Genomic DNA, 21,284 nt, shown 5'->3' on the forward strand with positions numbered 1-21,284 from the left:
CTCTCTCCTTAAACCGATTTTTCGTATATCGCATGAAACCGATACAGACTACTCTTTTCGCTTTGGCACTGCTCTTTTTTTCTGCCAAGATGTATGCTCAAAACTTTTACAGGGCCGAGCGTTCGGTCTTATCGGCTATGGAGATGAAGCGTGGAGAGCTTTCTCTCGATGTCGAAGCAGAAGCATTTTTCAGAAACAACGAGTATGCCAACAGCATTATAGCAGACTACACGCTTCCCGGATACCGTGCGGCATTCGATCTGACCTACGACCTTAAGAGCGTTATCCCTGTTCGTCTCTCGTTGGGAGCGGAAAATCTCTACTTCTTTGGAGCATCCAAATACCCGGCTGCCATCGCTTACAACGACCTCCCATACTGGAAAGATGAAAACCCGTACACGCGTTTTCGGATAAAACCACGCTTCAGAGCCGCAATGGCACCGAGCAAAGAGTGGCTGATCATACTGGGCAGACTGGAGGGTTTAGGCAGACACAAGCTCATCGAACCTCTTTTCCATTCGGAGCTGAACCTCACGTCCGACTTCGAGAACGGCTTCCAGCTCCGTTACGATACGCCTCGAAGACATTTCGATCTCTGGATAGACTGGCAGAGCTTCATATTCAAACACGCCACTCATCCCGAAGCGTTTGTTGCAGGAGCCAATCTGAGACAGAGGCTTTTCACGGCTCACACGGAGAGCAAGCAGGCTCTCGATCTCTCCTTGCAGTTTATCGCTCATCATCGGGGCGGAAAACTCAATGACATACATCCCGATACCGTTCACACTTGGGTCAATGCCGCAGTGGGAGCAGTGCATACGATACCCGGACTCATCCGTAACAGGTACACGCTTAAATCCGAAGCGTATCTGCTCGGATACTCTCAACGAGGCGGACACTTCGCTTCCGACAAAGGTTGGGGAGCTTATGGGAAGATGACGTTGGAGTCTGAAAGCGTTCAGCTCTTCGGCTCTCTCTGGTATGGGAAAGGCTTTTTGGGTGTGTTGGGATCGCCTTTTGTGCAGAGCATAGACAGGCATGGCGCATTTTATAATGCCGATAGGAGCCTTGCTTTCGGGCAGATAGGAGCTTCTTATAAGATAGTGGAGCGCAACTTATACACCTTTGGGGCGGAAGCCTCGCTATGGATACATCCGCAAGCCTCCTCGCTCACGAGTCATCATTTGGGCGTTTACATCAGCGTTTCGCCCTCTTTTCTGCTGAAACGTTTCTGATAAGAACTTCCTATCTATCCTTTCTCCCTTTTACGAAGTAGAGATAGACCGGGAAGTGATCCGCATATCCTCCTCTGTATTCCCCTGCCACAAATGTACGAGAAGGGTAACCCTTGTACTGACCGTCAGGCTCTGTGAGAAGAGAAGAATTGACAATAAATGCCCTGTATCCCTTATCCGGATCTGCATAAACGGTAAATCCGTCGGGGTTTGAAGCTGTTCCGAAGACCGCATTTTTATTGATCATCAACATGTCGAACAGGTTCCAGGCATCCTGATGAGCCAGAGTCCCGTAACCGTCTGCATACAGAGCGTGCATGGGAGAGAGCAGGTCGGACGGCTCTTTGAGCAGGTCTGCGGACGGAAGTGCCCGTAGTCCGTTTACGATACTTGGGCTTACGGGATCATCGTTGAAGTCACCCATCAGAACCACTTTAGCCTCCGGAGAGCGAGCCACAATGGAGTCGCTCATCTGTCTCATCGTAACGGCGGCAGCCATTCTTCGCTTCAGAGAGATCTGCTCACCCCCGAAACGGGATGGCCAGTGTCCTACGATAAAGTGAAATGTCTCGCCTTCGTGGCGCATCTCGACGTGTAGGAGGTCTCTTGTCTTAATATGTTCTTCGTCTGGGATCACTACCGGCTTGATGCCTGAGCTTACCACTTCAAACATCTCTTTACGGTAGAGCAGAGCGCAGTCTATGCCTCTGGGATCGGGCGATTCGTAATGTATGATGTCGTAGCCCTTATCCGCTATCGCCGGCATTTTGACAAGATCTTCCAGTACATACCTGTTTTCTATTTCGGCTAAACCGAGAATATCCGGACCGCCCATACCTCCTATGAGAGATATGGCTTTTGACATGTTGTGCAACTTGTGTTGATACTTTTTGGTGTCCCACTTGTTCTTGCCTTTTGGAGTGAACTCTTCATCGTTCACCTTGGGCTGATTGATGGTGTCAAAGAGATTTTCCAGATTGTAGAACGCTACACTGAAATACTTTTCCGACCTCTTTTGTCCGGGTTGTGCACTCGAAGACAGGGCTGCAAATGCTGATAGTATGCACACGTATGCTATCAAGCCGATATACTTTCCTTTCATGTTTTTCTCTGTTTATATGGTGCCGAAAGCTACTCTTCGTGAGAATATCGCTTTTCGGTGGCACAAAGTAAGAAAATTTGAAAGGAATAAGCAAAAGAATGGACAAAAACTCTGTTTTGAGAGCCGTAAAAATCGCTTCGGATGAGTCCGGATTTTTATATATTCCATCCCGAAAAATACTCCCTTTTTTTGCTCTCTCTATTTTGGTCGGAGATGGTGTTTTCAGAGCATGACCGAATTGTTAAATCAGCCCCGATTTATTAACACAAATTCCGATACCTGTTCATCAAAAACGCTAAATGAGCATATTGTTTCGGCTTAACGTGTTTAATTTTTCAATGAACACGTTTACCGATTTCATTTAATACGTTTACCGGATTCAATTAACGTGTTTAGAATTTTTGGTTAATCTGTTGGTTGTTAGCTTTTTATCTGTTTCCTCCATAAAAAGTGTGTTTTCAGGAGGATTTCTTTATTTGGAATTGTTTACAATTAGAGGTGTTAAATTTTAGGGTTATTAACTCGAAAAAGGCCCATGGATTCGATCAGGAGGAAAATTTTTTCAAGGATGGGCTGGTTTTATATCCTGCTGTTTATGAGGAGATTATAGGGATATTTCAGAGCAGACAGGTGAAAATGCTCTCAAAAAGAGAGGAAAAGGAGCGATGAAAAACAGGGGAGAGCCGCATCCGTTTTTATATAAAAGCGACAGCCCTAAGGCTGTCGCTTTTGTTAGAAAAGAGTCTTTCTGTTTTATATTTATACCTCAAAGGAGATGTATGGTTTTATCTCCAAAAAATTGCGTTCGAGAAGATACATATACTTTGCCATGAAAGAGAAGTAGTCTCCCCACTGTTGCGGCACATGATAGTCGAATGCACCCTCCTTGTAGATGCCGATCTGCGTTACACACTTACCCACTTCGGTGGTGGTCTCCGTCCGGGTCTCAAGGGGCAGATCTATGTCTCGTTGGAGCGTATCCATGTATGGCACGATGCGCTCAAGCATTTCGGCTCTTTCGTGATGAGCGTTGTGGCTCAGCTCTATGACCACTGCCACGTGCCGACGTTCCACTATAAATTTCAGTGCAACGCCTTTCACTTTGGTGTGGTGCAGTATCCAGAGCTTTTTTCTGCCACGCAGCGAGGGTTGCACCGAGGCATATCGGGCAAAAGCGTTCCAGAATTCGGTTTTGAGAGCAGCTAATTCGGCTTTTGTGTACATCGGGATGAGATTAGAACGTTGCAAGCTCTATGCGAGATATGCCCCACTCTTGCGCAAGCAGTTCTATGAGTCTTTTCTCTATATCTTCCATGGGAGGAAGAGAAGAGGAGAGCAGACGCTCCATGGTGGTAACACCCTTATCGGTAAATCCGCAGGGGTTGATCAGGTTATAGATAGAGGTATCGAGATCGACATTGAGCGCCAAGCCGTGCATGGTGATGTACTTTGAGCAGTAGATGCCCACGGCACACACTTTGTCGTAGCTGCGTTCTCCGGGAACCCATACACCGGATGCGCCTTCGATCCGAGTGGTATTCCTGAAACCATATTCGGCAAGGAGCTTCATGACAGCCTCTTCCAGACTCCAGACATACTTCTTTACCCCGATGCCGAGATCTTCAAGGTCTATGATGGGATAGACCGTAAGCTGTCCCGGACCATGGTAAGTAACATCTCCGCCTCTGGAGGTGTGGTGGAGTTCTACGCCTCTTTCGGTTAGTACATCCTTTGAGAAGAGGATATTGTGAGGGTCTGCGTGCTTTCCCATCGTGATGACGGGAGTGTGTGTCAGGCTTATGAGAGCATGGCGAGCCGGTTCCAACTCTCTTTTTCTAGGGAGGGCTTCGTTGAACAACTGCTCTTGCAGGGCAAGACCTGTTGCATAAGGGATCTCCCTCAGCGTGGTATAGTGGAGTATTTTATCTGTCTGTTGCTGTTCTGTTGTCATGGTTGTTTATGGTGTTAGTAAGTGTTACTTTTCCTATATCTCCTCTTCCGTGTCATCTTCTTCCTCTTGTATGCCGAACTTATTTGCCCAACAGCTTTCGCTCATGTGGCATTTGGTACAGGATTTGGTGTTGGGAGTATAGGGATTGTCCGGGTTGATGATTTCGGTCAAAAGCTCTTGCATGAAGGGGAGAAAAGTCTCCCGGTAGTCTTTTGCGTAGTCTCTTATCTCGTCTGCATCCGTCTCTTTCTTTGCTCCTTTCTTTTTGGAGAATTGGAAGTAGTTGATCGGAGTGGCATCGTAGGTCTTGAGAATCATCGGACAGACACCTTCATATCGGGAGTTCAACATACCGGCTTCGCTATCGGACGGAGCAGAGAGAAGTGCCTCACAGTACAGAAGAAGCTGGACAATGGCGAGCTTCTTGAAAGAGGGGAGCTTTTCCATGGATAACTCTTGGGGAAGAGTGGTTTCGTCTCTACCGCTTTTATAATCCACAATCCGCAGTATCCTGGTGTCCGTATCGAGTCGGTCTATGGTCATCGTAAAGTTGACACTCTTTCCGTTTCCTACGGAAAGAGAGAGCTTATACTCCTTCTCTCCTGCGATGAAGTAGTATGGAGTCTCCTCTTGCTCCAGATCGGTGCGGATAATCTTAAAGACCTGATCACAAGCATTGGCGAAGAGTGCGGTGTTGAACCCTTTCGGATCATTGGGAACACCGCTTGAGCCGGACATATAATAGTTGTAGGAGCTGCGAAGCTCGCTTATCACATGATGCTCTTCTTCTTCTAGCCACGACTTGAGTTGCTCTTTAGAGATGAGTCCGGGCTTATCCGGAGATGAGAGGAACTTCCGATAGAGGTTGTTCATACTCCTGTGTATGATGCTTCCTATAAGGGCAGGGTCGAGAAGTTCTTTGAAACCAGTCTCCTCTTTTATCCCATATATATAGGTGTAATAAAACTGTCTGGGGCAGGAGAGATACCTCTTTATGGAAGAAGCGGAGAGATATTTACCACTTTCGGGATCCGTGATTTCGGCAATGAACTTCCGTACCAGCTTTCTGTCTATCTCCTTATTCAGATCCGGATTTTTATCCATGATGAGAGGATAGTGAGCACTCTTGTAGGAGACTTTGATGCCATGAATGAAGTCGAGCTGGCGGATAAAACGAGAGACTTCTCCCAATGAGCCTTTTCCCTTTCGGGTATCGTAGGTGAAGACGATCCTCTCTGCCGATGAGATGAGACGATAGAAGTGGTAGGCTCTGACCTGCTCGTGCCATTCGTAAGTAGGCAATTGGAACCCGACTCGAAGCGTCATGGGGATAATGCCGGATATGCTTCTCCTGGGCGGTAGAAGTCCTTCTTGCGCATCGGGAATATAGAGGGTATCGAAGTCGAGTCCTCTTGTTTCGAGCACTCCCATGATTTGGAGTCCGTGAAGAGGCTCTCCCTCGAAAGGAATGGACTGCGATTTGAATATGGTCAGCATCATCGAAGCCACAGTTTTGAGCGTAAAAGGAGGCAGAGTGGAGAGGGTCTGGGAGCGGTGCAGACGGAGCAGGTCTTCAAAAAGCTGCTCTTGCGTCTTCACGATCTTTAGCAGATGCGGAACGACATAAAACTCTGCATTGGTGCGCTCGACTGCTTCTTTCTCGGCTTTGAGCTTATACTCTTCGGATCTCCACTCTTCACTCTCTTCAGGCTTTTTGTATCTGACGTCTGCAATGAGCCGCAAGATGCTCTTCAGATAGGGTAGAAGAGCAGAGCCGTCATCCGCAGAGAGTGGTAGAAAGATCCGTTTGAAAAACTCTGTTTCCGTTGCTGTGAAGGAGTGAGAATATTTCGACTTGGAAAGAAAACCGGCAGGATTGAGAAGCTGATCGGATGGGATGTAAAATATACGCTCTCTCTCCATGGTCTTGAGTATAGCTGTGGAAGCCTCTCCTATGATATCGGAGACGATGTAGTTGGATAGCACACGTTCGACATCCGTATGGTGATATTCCACTGTTCCGGCACCGTTTTTTTTCGCTCTCAGGTGCATCCGGATGAGAGTTTCTATATAACCGATGTAGGATGATCCTTTGATAGGATACCCCATGGTTATGTTCAACTCAGGAACAGAGGATGGAATATTGTTGAGTAAAGGTAGCAGGAGCGACTCGCTGGGTAGAACAATGGCGGTATGAAGCTGATCTCCGGATGAGAGTGATGGGTTTTGCTCCAAAAGCTGTCCTATCACTCTGCTTTGGGCTACACTTGAAGGAACGCTGTAAACAGACACTTCCGGAACGGTCTGCTTGATCTTATACTCTATATAGTCCGTATCTCCCGGTGACGGAGAGGGGAAGAGTTTCAGATTTTGCTCTTTGAAGTAGAGCGCTTTGCCGTTGGGAAGAAGTGCTTCGAAACGGTAATCCCAATAGAAGATGGTGGATGCGTGCTCTTTGAAGAGAGATAAGAGCCGCTGTTCAACAGGAGTAAGAGCATTTAGACCAACGAATACAAAGGTCGTTTTAGAGGAGGAGAGAGGAGCGGGATCGGCTTGAAGCTCTTCCAATAATGCTCGCAACGCCATGCCTTCATAGGCAAGATTTTCGTCTTGCAGCTCTTCTCTGAACTTGAAATAGAGCTTGCAGACTCTCTCCCAAAAGAGGAGAAAACGGCGATGGTAGAGATCGCTCTGCCCGGATGCCGGCAAACTGTGGAGAAATGGCTTCAATGCTTCTCTCTGCTCTTCGGATAGATAGGAAGTGTCGCCCTCTAATTCTTTGAGATCTCTCAGGTTTCGGAACAGAGCCCCGGCATCTATCAAGTGTTTGTCTATATCGTTAAAATCGCTGAGAATAAGAGAGGAGAGAGAGTAGAAAGCATCGAAGTTTCGAGTGGAAAGGCTCTCATCTTCTTCATTTTCTCCCGGTAGCTCCTGGCAGAGTTGCAGATAACAGATGTAGAGTCGGTATGCAAGGAGGACAGGGTCGGCATTGGTACTCTTGCTCATCTTACCTAAAAACTCTTCGAGAGTAACTATTTCGGGAGAGAGTATAGGCAGATCCGCCGTGGCGTGTTGGCGTATGTAGTGCCGAAAAAACACTCCGCTACGTCTGTTGGGAAAGATGAATGTGTAGCGGTATAAGTCCGAACGATGTGCCGAGACAAAATGATCGGCTATTTGTTGTAAAAGTTTCACGAGCCAAGTTCTATTATTTCCATATCGGATATTAGTCCGTTATCCATTGTGAAGCGAACCAATGTCCTAACTGTCTGTTGCCCATACGTCCCCGCAGCTCCTGGGTTTACCACCAGACAGTCTAAGGAGTGATCGTACATTATACGCAGGATATGTGAGTGCCCACAAACGAATAGCTTTATCCCTTTTCTGCGGATGGTGGTCGCAATGGTTGGGGCATACTTTCCGGGATAACCTCCAATGTGAGTCATGAGAACCGGTATACCTTCCATGGTGAACTCTTGTGCGAGAGGAAACTCTCCTTTCAACTTTCCACCGTCAATATTGCCCAACACAGCGCGTAAAGGAGCTATCTCCGAGAGTTTATCAGAAATCTCTATATCTCCTATATCTCCTGCGTGCCATATTTCATCACAGCCGGAGAAGTGCTCTCTATACCTTTCGTCCCAAGTGGAATGGGTATCCGACAGTAGTCCTATGCGTTTCATTTCCTTGTCTTACTTTGATTGGAACTCTTTTTAACCTTTGTGAAAGGCTGAACTTCTACGCGATGCAGCATGGTAGGTTCTTCTCCTTTCAAAGCAATACGACCGGATGGAGTTACCTGTAAACTATATCCTTGAGAGTAGTCTATACGTAAGAGACCGAGCTGTACCATTTGAAAGATATAGTCTTTCCACTCTCTATAAGAAAGGTCTAACCCTATGCCGTAAGTGGATAGATGGTGATAACCTCTGTTTAGGATCTCGTATCTTCTTGATCCTCGAAGGATTTCCACGGTTGTGTCTATACTGATTTTCTCTCCGGCACGAATGATTGTGCTGAGTGCTTTTTGAAGAATAATCGTAGCATCGAATAGATCTGTTTGAGGAGAGAGACATACATCGCAGTTGCCACAGTTGTGATGAGCTTCTTGCCCAAAGTAGCTTAGCAATATTCTCCTTCGACAGATAGAACTTTCGCAGAATCTTTTCATGTATTCCATCTTCTGCTGATTCAGCTCTGTGCGTCCCCCTTCTTCCAACAGCTTGTCGAGTATAAAAATATCCCCATAAGAGTAAAAGAGGATCGTGGAAGCCGGTTTCCCGTCTCTTCCTGCCCTGCCTATCTCTTGGTAATAACTCTCTATGTTGCGAGGCATATTGTAGTGAATGACCCATCTGACATTGGACTTGTCTATGCCCATACCGAATGCGACAGTGGCGCAGATGACGTCTATCTGATCTCCGACAAACATCTGATGAACCAGATCACGAGATCGTGCCGGGAGTCCGGCATGGTAAGGCATCGCCCGAAAACCCATCTTGTTGAGTTTGCTTGCGAGTGTTTCCGTATCATCTCGCTTAGTGCAGTAGATGATTCCGGTTGATCCCCTCTCGTGGGCTTCTATATGTTGTTGTATGGCACGTATCTTCTCTTCCTTTTTATATCCTCTCCTGACGGTCAGAGTAAGATTGGGGCGATCAAAATCTCCAATTAGCACTGTCGGATTACGTAGATCCAATCTCTCTATAATATCTTTTCTGGTTGTCTCATCCGCTGTTGCGGTAAGTGCTATGATGGGAGTATTCGGCAGATATTGCCTTACGATGGAGAGCTTGCCGTATTCCGGACGGAAGTCGTGCCCCCATTGGGATATGCAGTGTGCTTCATCTATGGCAATAAGAGATATATATTTCTCTTGGAGAAGTTGTAATCCGAGCGGACTGAGAAGTGTTTCCGGAGCAAGGTAAAGGAGTTTGAGTTTTCCGAAATAGAGTTGCTCCAAGACGTTTCTCCGTTCGGACTCTTTCATGCTGCTGTTGAGAGTGGCAGCTGTAAGGTCTGAAGATTTATGAGAAATAGCTTTGACCTGGTCGCTCATCAGGGAGATCAGAGGAGATACCACTATTGTACACTTGGGAAGAATAAGGGCAGGTATTTGAAAGCAAAGACTCTTCCCTCCGCCTGTCGGCAGCAGTACAAAAGTATCTTGCCCGTTAAGAACAGCCTCTATCGCTTCTCTCTGGAGCGGTCTAAACTCAGAGAGTCCAAACTGTTCTCTAAGAACTGTTTCCGGAGTCTGTTCCTGCAAATGGGGCATCACACTCATTCTTCTATCTCTTTCGGGTTGTCTTCGCCTTCGTTCTCCTCTTTTTTCTTTCCTATCCCTTTCAGTGTGGAGACGACCTCTTCAAGTATTCCATCTTTCCACTCCAAATAGTTATTCGTATGGGTAAAGAATATATCCAATATCGTCTGTTCTCTTTTGTCATACTGCCCATGTATGACATTCAGAGCCTGTGGCTTCATTTCTATGAGGAGATGATCGGTTTTGGGTTTAGGGTCTCCATCCACATGGAAATGAACCGGATCTTGGAGTTTTATCTCTATGCGTTTGCCGCGAAGCTGTTTGGTGTATGGATTTTTGTCCAAGCCTTTGGAGAAAAGCTGGTATGCAATCTGTCCCGAGTGTACTAAGGAAAACTCCTCGATCATGGTTACATCAATAATTCCATCCGTTATGTCTGCCTGAGGAGCGATATACGCATTGTTGCCGTATTGGGAAGCATTGGCGCAGGTTAGTAGGAAAAGAGAGTTTGTACTCTTTTTCCCGTCTACATCTATCTCGCATCGAAGAGGTTCATGCTTGAAGAACGTATCTATTACCTCTTGTACATATCCTGCCGGACCTCGTTGAGTGCGTTCACTGAAGCGGGCAGAGACTTCGGCATCAAAGCCTACACCGCATGTACAGAAGAAGTATTCGTCATTCACCGTGCAGGCATCCATGCGGAGGCATTTGTGTTCCAAAAGGGTGGCGATTGCTTCTTCCGGATTTTGAGAAATGCCCAACTCTCTCGCGAGACCGTTTCCGCTACCCATCGGAATGATACCTAAAATAGTGTTTGTTCCTACAAGCGACTTTGCCACTTCGTTTACAGTCCCGTCTCCACCAATAACCACCACGATGTCTGCTCTCTTTTCTACGGCATCTTTAGATAGTTCGGCACCATGTCCTCTATGGTTTGTTTTATGAGATTCGTATCTGCCCTTCTTCTCTTTAATCGCTTTTTCAAGAGAAGCGAGTACACCATCCTTGTCCCTCTTTTTGCCGGAAGCCGGATTACAAATGATATAATAGAATCTCTTTTTGGATCTCATACCTTTTACCCTATGAGTGTTCGTACTTCATTCTCTCCCTTTTGGGTCAGCTCTATCAGTCCTCTCGGCGACTGCTCAAAAGCAGAGGATTCAAACGGGCGACCTATCTCCAAGACAAGTCGACGAGGTTTTACAAACAGCGCATTCTTGGGAAGAGCCTCATAAGCACCCTTTATTGCCACCGGCAGAATCGTAGCCTGCGTGTCGAGAGCTATCTTGAAAGCACCTCTTTTGAAGCGTTGCAGCTCTCCATTATTGGTACGGGAGCCTTCCGGGAAAATAAATATCGAATAGCCTTTCTCTATTGCCTCCTCTGCCTGTTTTATCGTAAGAGCTGCGGCTCTTGCACTACTGTTATCCACAAAGATGAATCCGCTTTTTTCGCAAGCCCATCCCACAAACGGCACTTTCCTTAGAGCACCTTTCAGTACCCACTTGAAAGGGATTCCCATATAACCATAGAGCATATAGATATCCAAAGAACTCTGATGGTTCGATATCACTATTGTTGCTCTGTTCTTTGGGATATTTTCTTTTCCATGCACCTCTATCGGACAGAGGAATAGAGCCAAAGCTATACGCGACCAGATACGCCCCGGATAGTAACTGAATATCCGCTCATTGATGAATGCAGATCCTACTCCTGCAAAGATGGCACATAAGATCGTTGTAACAGCAAATAGAGGAAGGGCTATTATGATAAGATAAACAAGGTAAAAGAATCTCTTCATTGCCGGACATCTTTTAATGTGGAGGAAGATCTTCTTCTTCCCTTCTGTTGTGATTGTTCATACCGCTTTGTACCGTTCTCATCGAACTGTTGCGGTGAATATCGAGGTCGTGCCCGTTACAGAATTTCAGAAGTTCGCCTCTGAAACGTAGCAGCACAATATCCGTAGGACCGTTACGGTGTTTTGCTATGATGAACTCCGCCATGCCTCTGTAATCTATCTTTCCATCCTCACTTTCGAAGATCTTGTAGTACTCCGGACGGTGGATGAAGCAGACCATATCCGCATCCTGCTCTATTGCTCCCGACTCCCGAAGGTCCGAAAGTTGCGGTCTTTTAGCCTCTCCCGTTCTGCTTTCTACCCCCCGGTTGAGCTGAGAAAGAGCAATAATGGGGATATTCAACTCCTTTGCAAGGTGCTTCAAAGAGCGAGAGATCATACTCACTTCCTGTTCCCGGTTTGCGTTGCTCTTCATTCCGCTTGCGGTCATGAGCTGAAGATAGTCTATGATGATCATTTTCACATCATGCTCCCGTACAAGTCTTCTTGCTTTGGAGCGGAGATCAAAGACAGAAAGACCTGCGGTATCGTCCAGATAGAGAGGTGCCTGATAGAGGTCGCTGACGCGCTCCGTCAATATGCGCCACTCGTCAGCCGAAAGGTCTCCACGTTTAATCTTTTCGTTTTCTATCTCACAATGATTCACGATAAGACGGTTCAGCAGCTGCACTTTACTCATTTCGAGGGAGAATATGGCTACCGGAAGATTGAAGTCCATAGCCATAGACTTAGCCATGGAAAGCACAAAGGCTGTCTTACCCATAGCCGGACGGGCTGCGATGATCACAAGGTCGGAGTTTTGCCAACCCGATGTGAGGGCGTCTATATCTGTAAATCCGGAGTTGAGACCGCTTATACCGTCTTTCCTGATATACGCAGCCTCTATCTGTCTCATGGCATCCTGCAAGACGGAGCTTACAGGTACCACTTCGTTTTTATCGTTTTGTTGGGTGATCTCAAACAGTCGGCTCTCCGCCATCTGCATGGTATCCTTGACGTCTATACTGTCGTCATAGGCATACTTGATCACCTCGTTGGAAAATCCGATCAGTTCTCGCTGGATTGCATGTTCGTGCATGATCCGAGCGTGAGTCTCCAAATGCGCCGTACTCGTTACCTGTGTACTTAGAAGCGTTACATAGTGGTCTCCACCGGCAGCCTCCAGCTGTTTTTTCTCTCTCAGCTTTCGGATGACGGTGATAACATCGGCAGGCTTCTGCTCAAGTATGAGATCCCTTATCGCTTCAAAGATGATCCGATGCTGCGGATCGTAGAAACTTTCGGGACGAAGCAGCTCTCCCACCTCTGTGTAAGCATCTTTCTCCAGAAGAAGAGCCCCTAATACGACCTGCTCCGCTTGTAGATTTTGTGGCGGTTTCATCGCTGCCGGCAAGAGGACATTGGGAGACTTTCTGCCTCTATGCCCGGATGCTTGTGTTTGTGTTGTGGAAGAGTCCATATCTTATCTGTTGATCGTTCTGTCGTTTGAAAGGATGGGAGATTAGCTGTCCAGCTTTAGAACGGCAAGGAATGCCTTTTGTGGCACTTCCACCGAACCTATCTGCTTCATGCGCTTCTTACCTTCCTTCTGTTTTTCCAGTAGCTTTCTCTTACGCGAGATGTCTCCTCCGTAACACTTCGCCGTTACGTCTTTGCGGACGGCTTTGATGGTTTCGCGAGCAATGATCTTTGCTCCGATTGCTGCCTGAACGGCAATGTCGAATTGATGTCTTGGGATAAGCTCTTTCAGCTTCTCGCACATACGACGACCGAATGCCTCACTGTTGCTTGCGTGAGTCAGTGTAGAGAGGGCATCCACCGGCTCTCCGTTGAGTCGTATATCCAGTTTTACCAGCTTCGATTCCCGGTAATCGTGGATATGATAGTCGAAGGAAGCGTATCCTTTAGACACACTCTTGAGCTTGTCATAGAAGTCTATCACGATCTCACCCAGAGGCATGTCGAAGATGATCTCTATCCGATTGCCCCAGATATAGTCTTGCCGTACCAATATACCTCTTTTGCCAAGGCAGAGAGTCATTATAGGTCCGATGTAAGCCACATCCGTGATGACGGATGCTCTGATATAAGGCTCTTCGATATAGTCTATAAATGCCGGGTCGGGCAGCCCCGAAGGGTTGTGTACCTCCGTTACCTTTCCTTTCTTATCGTGTACAATGTACGACACGTTAGGCACTGTGGTGATGACGCTCATGTTATACTCCCTGTCGAGACGCTCTTGTATGATCTCCATGTGAAGCAGTCCCAAAAATCCGCAACGGAATCCAAAGCCCAGCGCAGCCGAGCTTTCCGGTTGGAATGTGAGTGATGCGTCGTTGAGCTGAAGCTTCTCCAAAGAGGCGCGTAAATTCTCAAAATCTTCCGCCTCTATTGGGTAAACTCCCGCAAAGACCATTGGTTTTACCTCCTCAAAACCTGCAATAGCTTCTTGTGCACCGCCTTTTACGTGAGTGATGGTATCTCCCACCTTGACCTCTTTGGAGCTTTTGATCCCGGAGATGATATAGCCTACATCGCCGGTGCGAATCTCCTGACGTGGCACCATATCCAGCTTCAAGATACCCACCTCATCGGCATCGTACTCCTTCTCGGTGGCGACAAACTTCACGAGGTCGCCTTTTCGGATGACACCGTTGCAGACCTTAAAGTAGGCGATGATACCTCTGAACGGATTGAACACACTGTCGAAGATGAGACACTGAAGCGGACCATCCGGACTGCCCGTAGGTGCAGGCACACGCTCCACAATGGCATTGAGGAGATCTTCGATGCCTTCTCCGGTCTTTCCGCTTGCTCTCAGGATTTCGGAACGATCGCAGCCGAGAAGAGCCACAATATCGTCCGACACCTCTTCCGGAAGCGCACTTGGCAAGTCTATCTTGTTCAAAACCGGGATGATGACCAGATCGTGCTCCAGTGCCATATACAGATTGGATATGGTTTGAGCCTGAATACCTTGAGCGGCATCCACGATAAGCAGCGCACCTTCACAGGCAGCAATGGAACGGGAGACCTCGTATGAGAAGTCCACGTGTCCCGGAGTATCTATCAGGTTGAGGGTGTATTCCGTGCCATTGTGAACGTAGTTCATCTGTATGGCATGGCTTTTAATGGTTATCCCACGCTCTTTTTCCAAGTCCATGTTATCCAACACCTGCGAAGTGATACTACTCTTGTCGAGTGTATTGGTAAACTCCAACAGACGGTCTGCCAGTGTACTTTTCCCGTGGTCAATATGGGCTATGATGCAAAAGTTGCGGATATGCTTCATCCTCTGATCTATATATCTTTTATTTGTTCAATCTTTCTTCGCGACAAGAGAGCTGTATCTCGTAGCATACAAAGATACAAATTATATTGAGACCTCTGAACAGAGAAGCTCCCCCTTGACCCTGTTTGTTGTATTCGTTTTTCGGTTTTTGAGGCGATTTTCAGAGCGTCATTTTTATATATTCCATCCCGAAAAATGCTCACTTTTTTCGAGCTCTCTATTTTGATCGGAAAGGTCGTTTCCGGAGCATGACCGAATTGTTAAATCCGGGCTGTTTTATTAACACCATTTTCGATACAGGTTTACTCAAAACGCTAAAGCAGTATATTCTGTCGGCTTAAAGTATTCAACGAAATCAATAAACGTATTTACCGATTTCATTTAATACGTTTACCGAATTCAATTAACGTGTTTAGAGTTTTTGGTTACTGCGTTGGTATAGAGTGCTTTATGGATTTTTGAGCCAAAAAGGTGCTTTTTGGCACTATTTCTCTATTAACAATTATTCACAATGGAGCGGCTTAGATTTTATGCTTATTAACGCAAAATCAAGCGATAAAACCGACCAAGAGGAGAGTCGGACGCAAATTCGAGATATTTATATCCGTTTGATTGATAGTGTGTTATGGATTTTGTTCAAGCGGAGACTGAAAAACCGACAGGATGAGAAGGTCTGTTTTGAGGGCGCACTCCAAATCTATTTTTATATAAAAGTGCACCCTCAAAACCGCCTTCGTTTAGAGGCTCCAAATGAATCTTACGGCGACTCCCGGATTTTCCCGGAAGTTGTACCCTCCATAGTACACGCCGATATTGAATCCGCCTAACAGAGAAAGGTTGTAACCGGCTTCAAAAAATGGTTTTTCCGGCAGAGCTTTGTCCCAATAAGACTTCAACAGCAGCCTCTCCTGTGTCAGATATTTTCGCTTCCCAAACAGATTGCCGAGTATGCGTGGCAGAGGGGCGGATACTTGGGCTTTGCCGTACAGCTTGCCGGCATAGGTGTAAGGCGGCATCGTATGGAAGAGGAAGTCTTGAGGAGATACGAAAGAGGTATTTTCGTACTTGAGATAGTTTCTATCATCTGCATACATACGCTTCAGATGCGGATAGTAGCCCACCTCTGCCTCATAAAGTATGGGATAGCTGCGTGTGATGTGATAGAGTCCCTTTACATAGCCGGAGACAAAGCTGAAGTCGCTGTCGTTGCTACCCGGAGAGGGGATTGCCTGCTTGTATCTCAAGGAGAAGAAGAGCGGATTTCTTGCAGTCCAACTTGCTGAAACGGGCGCACTGCTACTCCCGGTAGAGAGTGTAACCACACGCTTTGTGCCGTCTTCACTTTGCTGTATGGAGAAGTTGTCGGAGAGGATCTTATCCATGTTGATCTCGTTCACCACCTCTTTTCTTCCGTTTATCACTCTGTAATAGGGCGATGTGTTGAAAGAGAGGGCGACGTCTATCGTGTTGGAGCGGTGCTTCTCCATGCTGTAATAGTTGGGGTAAGGGTAGTGCGTTTCCGCATTCATGAAGTTGACGAAACTCTCTTGCCCCGGTTTTACAAACCCCCATATCCGCTTGTCCGGAAGCTGTTGGCTTCTTCGGTGTTCTGCCCCCAAAGAGAGCTTTACACCATTGAAGAGGTCTATCTTATTCTGTACACGTATGTAGCTTCTATCGTACAGCATGTTGGTGTAACGGCCATCATAGAGGGTGAAGAAGGCGTTGTTGAGATTGGTGAGTAGGCCGAGCTGCTGTCCGCTAATATCATCACTGTGATGTCCAGCCTTTAGTGTGAGGAGTCCTCTACGCATTCCGGCATACTCCAGATAAGATTCCACACGCCAGTACAACTCTTTTCGATGAGTGGTGTAGTACAGGCTTGGCTTGATGTCGAGCCGTAAAGGGTTTTCCTTGCTGCGGTTGTTGTAGCGCAAGAAGAGTGTCGGGCCGAGCCAGAAGCCGTCTGTGTACCGGTAGTTGTTCAGGGTCATTCCTAAAAGTCCGTTGATTCCCACTACCCATTTTTTGTTCTTGGAGATATGGTCATATCCCCAAAACAGAATATCCAAAGGGTCTGCGCCGGTGCGCTCACCCTCTTTCTTGGGAGCCAATGCACGCTTTTTCTCAAAGACTTTGGCCAGTGAGTCTCGTTTTGCATAGCTCTCTTTCTCTTCTGCGGACAGCGGTTGCGTGGAGATCTCCTGCCAGTAGAGAGAATCTCTTTGGAGTGCAAGAGAGTCGGACGATACCTTTATTGTTCTCTTGATTTCGGGGATGAGGTATGGGTCTTTGACATTCAGACCAAGTGTGTCCATCTTATGCTCCAGTGCGGCAATGCTTTTCTCTATTTTTCTTTTCTGTCCGCGCTTTTGAGGTAAGAAGATTGCATCATCCGGCATACTCTTCTCCTCTTCGGAGAGTCTGGCTTCCTTGATCTTGTCTATGGAGCCGTCCAGCACCACTTCCTTGTATGAAGTGGCGGAGAAAAGGGTAAAATCCATCTTGATACCCAGCATATTCAGATACATGTTCAAGGCATAAGAGGTGGGCAGAAGCAGACCATCCTGAATGGGATTGAGTGTTACGTTGAGCGTCTGTCGCATTGTCCCTGCAAGGGATACGTGGGCAGTGAGATGTGTGGGCGCCCATGTCTTGTCCGATATGGATAGCTCTCCCTTCGTGGTTCCATCTTCTCTGCTGCCATAAGATATGTGATAGATGGTTTCTTGACCCTCTGTGGTGGCACTCTTCAGCTTGTAAGAGTAGAGGCGCAACCCGTTCAGGCGGATCGGACTTGGTATCGAACCGTTGTTCCCTAAGCCTATGTACGCACCATAGATATTGCTCATCATGGAGTTTATGGTAGGTACGGCAGCTGCGCTGGACTTGGTCAGCTTCTCCGGAATGGAGGATCGCATCGCCAACGTATGGTATTTGTAGCTGTTCGGAGAGGTGTAAGCGGTTTCGAGTTCTCCCTCTACGACAAATCTTTTGCCGATGTACTCTTTCATCGCCACGCCTTCATCCTTGACATTTTTAAGGAAGAAAGGAAGATCTTCAAGCTTCATACTTCCTTTGGTATAGGTGTGTGAGACAGAGCTTTTGACTATCTTCTCATATATCGGAGTACGGCTCATTACTTTGCGCATGATGGCATAGGCAGGGTCTTCGGCTCGTTTGTCGCGCTTTACGACCACGTCGGCAATGTTGTATGTTGCCGGTTCGAGCGCAAACTCTGCACTCTCGTTCTCTCCCTCATGGATGGAAAGAGAGGTGTGAAGCGGTTTATAGCTTAACGACTTGACGATTAAAGCGTATGTGCCGGGCTTGAGATGCAGTTTGAAGAGTCCGCTCTCGTTTGCGATGACACCGCTTTGAAGCTCTTTGATATAGAGTGTCGCGTGGGGAATACCCTTGTTGCTCCTTTTGTCTTTAATGACTCCGGAGATGGAAACAGCAGAAGCAGCCGGCTCTGTCTGTGCCTCTGAATGAGAGAAGATCGTGGCAAAAAGAACGATGAAAAGCGTACCACAGATTTTCCCGAATAGTGATTGGCTCATGGTTTTACTATCATAAGTAAGTATTGCTTTTGCAAAAGTATTTCTTTTATCTCTATTGGCAATGCGAGAGAGTGGGCAATAGAAATTGCCATTTGGGGCGAAATGACTAACTTTGTGCCACTATACAAATAGACCAATACGGGGATGACTGGTTTTGACAGCGCGTAGAGGTGGTTTGTAAGCACGTAGTGCATTGTAGCCTGGCACTTTAATCTCAGACTTCAGACCTTTTAAATGGCGCAAATAATTACGCTCTTGCTGCGTAACCGAAGTACAGTAAGTTAACGCTTTATCCCTGCAAGCTGCGGGGACGAGACACTACCCGGATACTCTTATCCCGAAGTGGTCCGATCATGGTAGTGCCGGTATATCGGGGTTATCCTTTGCATCGCCTTGCTGTAAGGGAGACATTTTAGAGGCTAAGCACGGAAGAGGTAGCTTCATCCATACTTCCGACGCCGACAATAGAAGTGAAGCTAAACGTGTAGAAAGCAAATTAGTTCCGTGTTTGGACGAGGGTTCAAATCCCTCCATCTCCACAGAATGATACTGCTTGTCGGTATTAAAAAAGTTTTGAACACGATGTTGAACACAAAAGAACGCTCCGAGACAGATGTTTCGGAGCGTTCTTGTGTTTATGAGGATTGTTTTTATTCGGAACTTATGCCTGCCATTTGAAAAAATCCTTACATTTACACCATAAATAAAACTCTTTTTGGGGACGATTTTGGTTGTTCGGGGCAATCCGCTCAACCCTCGGAGAGGCGGTGGCGAATAGTTATCGCCTTTTTCTTATTCCAAAAAAGAAATCTTTTTCTTAAATTTGGGTCGGATAGTTTCACTGTCCGGAACTATGGACATGAATAGTTAACAACGTACAGTATAAAACTAATTTTAGAGCATTGTCAGATGAAACCTTTATTATTATCTCTTCAAGCGCTCGCTCAGAGCGATACCATTCCGTCCGGAATAGGTGAAACCCTTCCTGTGGAAAGCCCGGCATCTCCCAACTACACAACGTATGTTCTGATCTTGATCGGAATCGTATTCGTGGGTTATTTCTTTGTAAGCAGACGACGAATGTTTGCCAATATTTTCCGTGCCATCTCGGGAAAATTCGATGTTACTTCCAATAATCCTCTAAGCACCGAAAAGCAACGTCATATACTGCTTGGAGCGATCTTCTCCTCGCAGCAGAATGCCCGGCTCGACTCTCTTAAACTGCATATCGACAGCAAGCAACGCAGCATGATCCTCGACGAATGGTGGGATATTCGATGCACCGAAGATGCTTTGGAAACACTTGACGGTTTACGAGACAAAGGGCATCGTTACTTCTTCCCTTATGTCTTGGAAGCCATGAAGCAACCCGATGATCAGGCTAAAGGGGATGTTATTCTTGCTCATTTCGAGGAAGAGGAGGAGATAGAGCGCGCTGTGTATTTCTTGAATAATCTGTCCGGATCCGTAGAGGCCATGAAAAAAGAGGGAACCATTACGGGTATCGAAGATTTGGAACGAATAGGCGTAGGCGGTTGGGACGTCGGACGGCTCTCGTTTATAGCTCGTGCCTGTTATGATGCCGGGTATATAGATGAAGAGACAGCTTGGAAATATCTGCAAGATGCAGACCGACTTGCTCATGAGAAACTTGACTCTTGGAAGGCTTTAGCCGAAAGCTATGTCGTAGGTCGATACTTATGGGGCGGAATAAATGCCGATAGCTCTTTGATCCGCCTGTATGCGACAGAGCTTTGCACCAAGCCCGATAGTCCTTGGAACAAGATTGCGTTCTGATCTCTATCCCGAAAACCACGAAATGAGGTATTGATCCGAAAAAAAGTAACTCTTTCATAATGATAAGTCGGTAGGGTCGGGGCAGTCCGCCCAACCGCTTGGGATGATAGCGATAAGCTATCATCCCTTTCTTTTTTGTCCGAGTCCGGTGTGTCAGAATGTGTCCGAAGAAACTGCTCTTCAGGTGTATTTCGTTTAATATATCGCTGAACGGCAAGAAAGGTGTTCCTCTTGTAAAAAAAGAGGAACAATACTTCCAGTGCATATATCACCCGAAGACCGGTTGCTGTAACGCAAAAAGATGAGGATGAGTCCGAAGCCTACTTTTTGTACAGCCGGTAAAAGCCTACGCCCAAACCGATGCAGAGCACAAGCAGCGGGTATAAGAGCATCACGGAGAGCTTTTGGGTCTCTATCTCACCGGCTCCATTCATGATTCGTTCTATCTGCTTGATCCATTCAGCAGTGCTGAGAGAAAGTGCGACTATCGCCACAATAATCTCCACACTTACCAGTCTCATGCGAAATTTTCTGTCGCTGTGCTCCGTTGTCTTGACCAGAAAAGGAGCCCATACTGCTCCCAATGGCAGGATAACCCCAAAGAGGGTAAAGAATGCGATTTTGGCTTTTTTATCTTCCATGGCTGTGCTTTGTATCGGTTGTTTTTGGCTCGGTTCGGATGCTGAATATCCGCTTGTATACAAAGTTAGTGAAAAAAGCAGACATCGTATGTGGCAGATCCGGATTGCTCTTTCTCTCTTCTTTTTTGTGCCTTGGCAGTCTTTTCTTGAACAGGTTTGGAGGTTTCTTTTATCGGGTTTACAGGTTGTTCCAAACGGGTTAAGAACCGGAAGTCAAGGCTCGCTTTTTGGAAATCAAGGTTCGATTTTTGGAAGTCAAGCCCTGATTTTTAAGATTCAAGCCCCGACTTGGAAAAGTTAATGGCTTTAGCGCGGTTTTTATACGGCTTTAGGAGATTTTGTAGAAGCGTTAAGCTCTTTTTCTTCTTTGCTTCATCGGAAAGTCTGTCCGGCGGCAGATGATAAAAGAGGATATTGAGAGCAAAATGTTATCATGCAACGATCTCTTTTTCGTATATTTGTAAACCATGTTGTAGTTCCGTCTAAAGGAGGGTAGAATGCCGAAGACTCATCGTGTATTGCCGCCAATATTCTTCTTGTAGAGGGTAGCATGGTAGGAGAAACACGTCA

15 protein-coding genes and 1 other RNA gene are annotated in these 21,284 nt (G+C 46.7%); 4 read left to right on the forward strand and 12 right to left on the reverse strand.

All coding sequences use genetic code 11. From position 1 onward, the window contains the following. Nucleotides 1–32 precede the first annotated feature (32 nt). Nucleotides 33–1,235 carry a hypothetical protein gene (locus JT26_RS02680; RefSeq protein ID WP_052110308.1) on the forward strand — a complete coding sequence of 401 codons (1,203 nt, stop codon included), beginning with the start codon at nucleotides 33–35 and terminating at the stop codon, nucleotides 1,233–1,235. A gap of 10 nt (nucleotides 1,236–1,245) precedes the next feature. Here JT26_RS02680 and JT26_RS02685 read toward each other — a convergent pair whose 3' ends face one another. From JT26_RS02685 to JT26_RS02740, 11 genes are all read right to left on the reverse strand, one after another. After that, nucleotides 1,246–2,337 (reverse strand): endonuclease/exonuclease/phosphatase family protein, encoded by a 1,092-nt coding sequence (locus tag JT26_RS02685; RefSeq protein ID WP_052110309.1) that lies wholly within the window; start codon nucleotides 2,335–2,337, stop codon nucleotides 1,246–1,248. Between the two features lie 759 nt (nucleotides 2,338–3,096). Then, complete coding sequence (locus JT26_RS02695) at nucleotides 3,097–3,585, reverse strand: DUF4268 domain-containing protein (RefSeq protein WP_152566967.1); 489 nt, start codon at nucleotides 3,583–3,585, stop codon at nucleotides 3,097–3,099. Beyond that, nucleotides 3,572–4,288 (reverse strand): lipoyl(octanoyl) transferase LipB, encoded by a 717-nt coding sequence (gene lipB, locus JT26_RS02700; RefSeq protein WP_052110310.1) that lies wholly within the window; start codon nucleotides 4,286–4,288, stop codon nucleotides 3,572–3,574. The genes JT26_RS02695 and lipB overlap by 14 nt, the downstream gene beginning before the upstream one ends. Before the next feature lie 33 nt (nucleotides 4,289–4,321). Then, nucleotides 4,322–7,486 carry a PD-(D/E)XK nuclease family protein gene (locus JT26_RS02705; protein ID WP_036845757.1) on the reverse strand — a complete coding sequence of 1,055 codons (3,165 nt, stop codon included), beginning with the start codon at nucleotides 7,484–7,486 and terminating at the stop codon, nucleotides 4,322–4,324. Continuing rightward, entirely contained in the window at nucleotides 7,483–7,974 is a 492-nt protein-coding gene (locus tag JT26_RS02710; protein WP_036845760.1) for a metallophosphoesterase, read from the reverse strand. Before JT26_RS02710 ends, JT26_RS02705 begins: the two co-directional genes overlap by 4 nt. Further along, a complete protein-coding gene (locus tag JT26_RS02715) occupies nucleotides 7,971–9,569 on the reverse strand; it encodes an ATP-dependent DNA helicase RecQ (RefSeq protein WP_081966371.1) in 1,599 nt (532 codons plus the stop codon). The genes JT26_RS02710 and JT26_RS02715 overlap by 4 nt, the downstream gene beginning before the upstream one ends. Nucleotides 9,570–9,574: 5 nt before the next feature. Further along, nucleotides 9,575–10,630 carry a diacylglycerol kinase family protein gene (locus JT26_RS02720; protein ID WP_052110311.1) on the reverse strand — a complete coding sequence of 352 codons (1,056 nt, stop codon included), beginning with the start codon at nucleotides 10,628–10,630 and terminating at the stop codon, nucleotides 9,575–9,577. Nucleotides 10,631–10,635: 5 nt separating this feature from the next. Beyond that, nucleotides 10,636–11,361, reverse strand: coding sequence for a lysophospholipid acyltransferase family protein (locus JT26_RS02725; RefSeq protein WP_036845763.1), 726 nt, complete (start codon nucleotides 11,359–11,361; stop codon nucleotides 10,636–10,638). Nucleotides 11,362–11,374: 13 nt separating this feature from the next. Continuing rightward, nucleotides 11,375–12,802, reverse strand: a complete 1,428-nt coding sequence (dnaB, locus tag JT26_RS02730) for a replicative DNA helicase (protein ID WP_200879741.1) — start codon at nucleotides 12,800–12,802, stop codon at nucleotides 11,375–11,377. 120 nt (nucleotides 12,803–12,922) lie between these two features. Continuing rightward, nucleotides 12,923–14,713: a translation elongation factor 4 gene (lepA, locus tag JT26_RS02735; RefSeq protein WP_036845766.1), complete on the reverse strand. Its 1,791-nt coding sequence runs from the start codon at nucleotides 14,711–14,713 to the stop codon at nucleotides 12,923–12,925. Nucleotides 14,714–15,450: 737 nt separating this feature from the next. Beyond that, nucleotides 15,451–18,276 (reverse strand): DUF5686 and carboxypeptidase-like regulatory domain-containing protein, encoded by a 2,826-nt coding sequence (locus tag JT26_RS02740; RefSeq protein WP_036845768.1) that lies wholly within the window; start codon nucleotides 18,274–18,276, stop codon nucleotides 15,451–15,453. A gap of 140 nt (nucleotides 18,277–18,416) precedes the next feature. Between JT26_RS02740 and ssrA the strand changes: the two genes are divergently transcribed. Further along, nucleotides 18,417–18,818, forward strand: a transfer-messenger RNA (tmRNA) gene (ssrA, locus tag JT26_RS10400). Nucleotides 18,819–19,185: 367 nt separating this feature from the next. Next, nucleotides 19,186–20,073, forward strand: coding sequence for a DUF1266 domain-containing protein (locus tag JT26_RS02750; RefSeq protein ID WP_052110313.1), 888 nt, complete (start codon nucleotides 19,186–19,188; stop codon nucleotides 20,071–20,073). Between the two features lie 320 nt (nucleotides 20,074–20,393). Here JT26_RS02750 and JT26_RS02755 read toward each other — a convergent pair whose 3' ends face one another. Next, a complete protein-coding gene (locus JT26_RS02755; RefSeq protein WP_036845773.1) occupies nucleotides 20,394–20,714 on the reverse strand; it encodes a hypothetical protein in 321 nt (106 codons plus the stop codon). 88 nt (nucleotides 20,715–20,802) lie between these two features. On the opposite strand from JT26_RS02755, the gene JT26_RS02760 reads away from it, so the two are divergent. After that, entirely contained in the window at nucleotides 20,803–21,015 is a 213-nt protein-coding gene (locus tag JT26_RS02760) for a hypothetical protein (RefSeq protein WP_036791705.1), read from the forward strand. Nucleotides 21,016–21,284: the final 269 nt, after the last annotated feature.

Source organism: Porphyromonas sp. COT-108 OH1349 (assembly GCF_000768755.1).
Lineage (GTDB): Bacteria > Bacteroidota > Bacteroidia > Bacteroidales > Porphyromonadaceae > Porphyromonas_A > Porphyromonas_A canoris.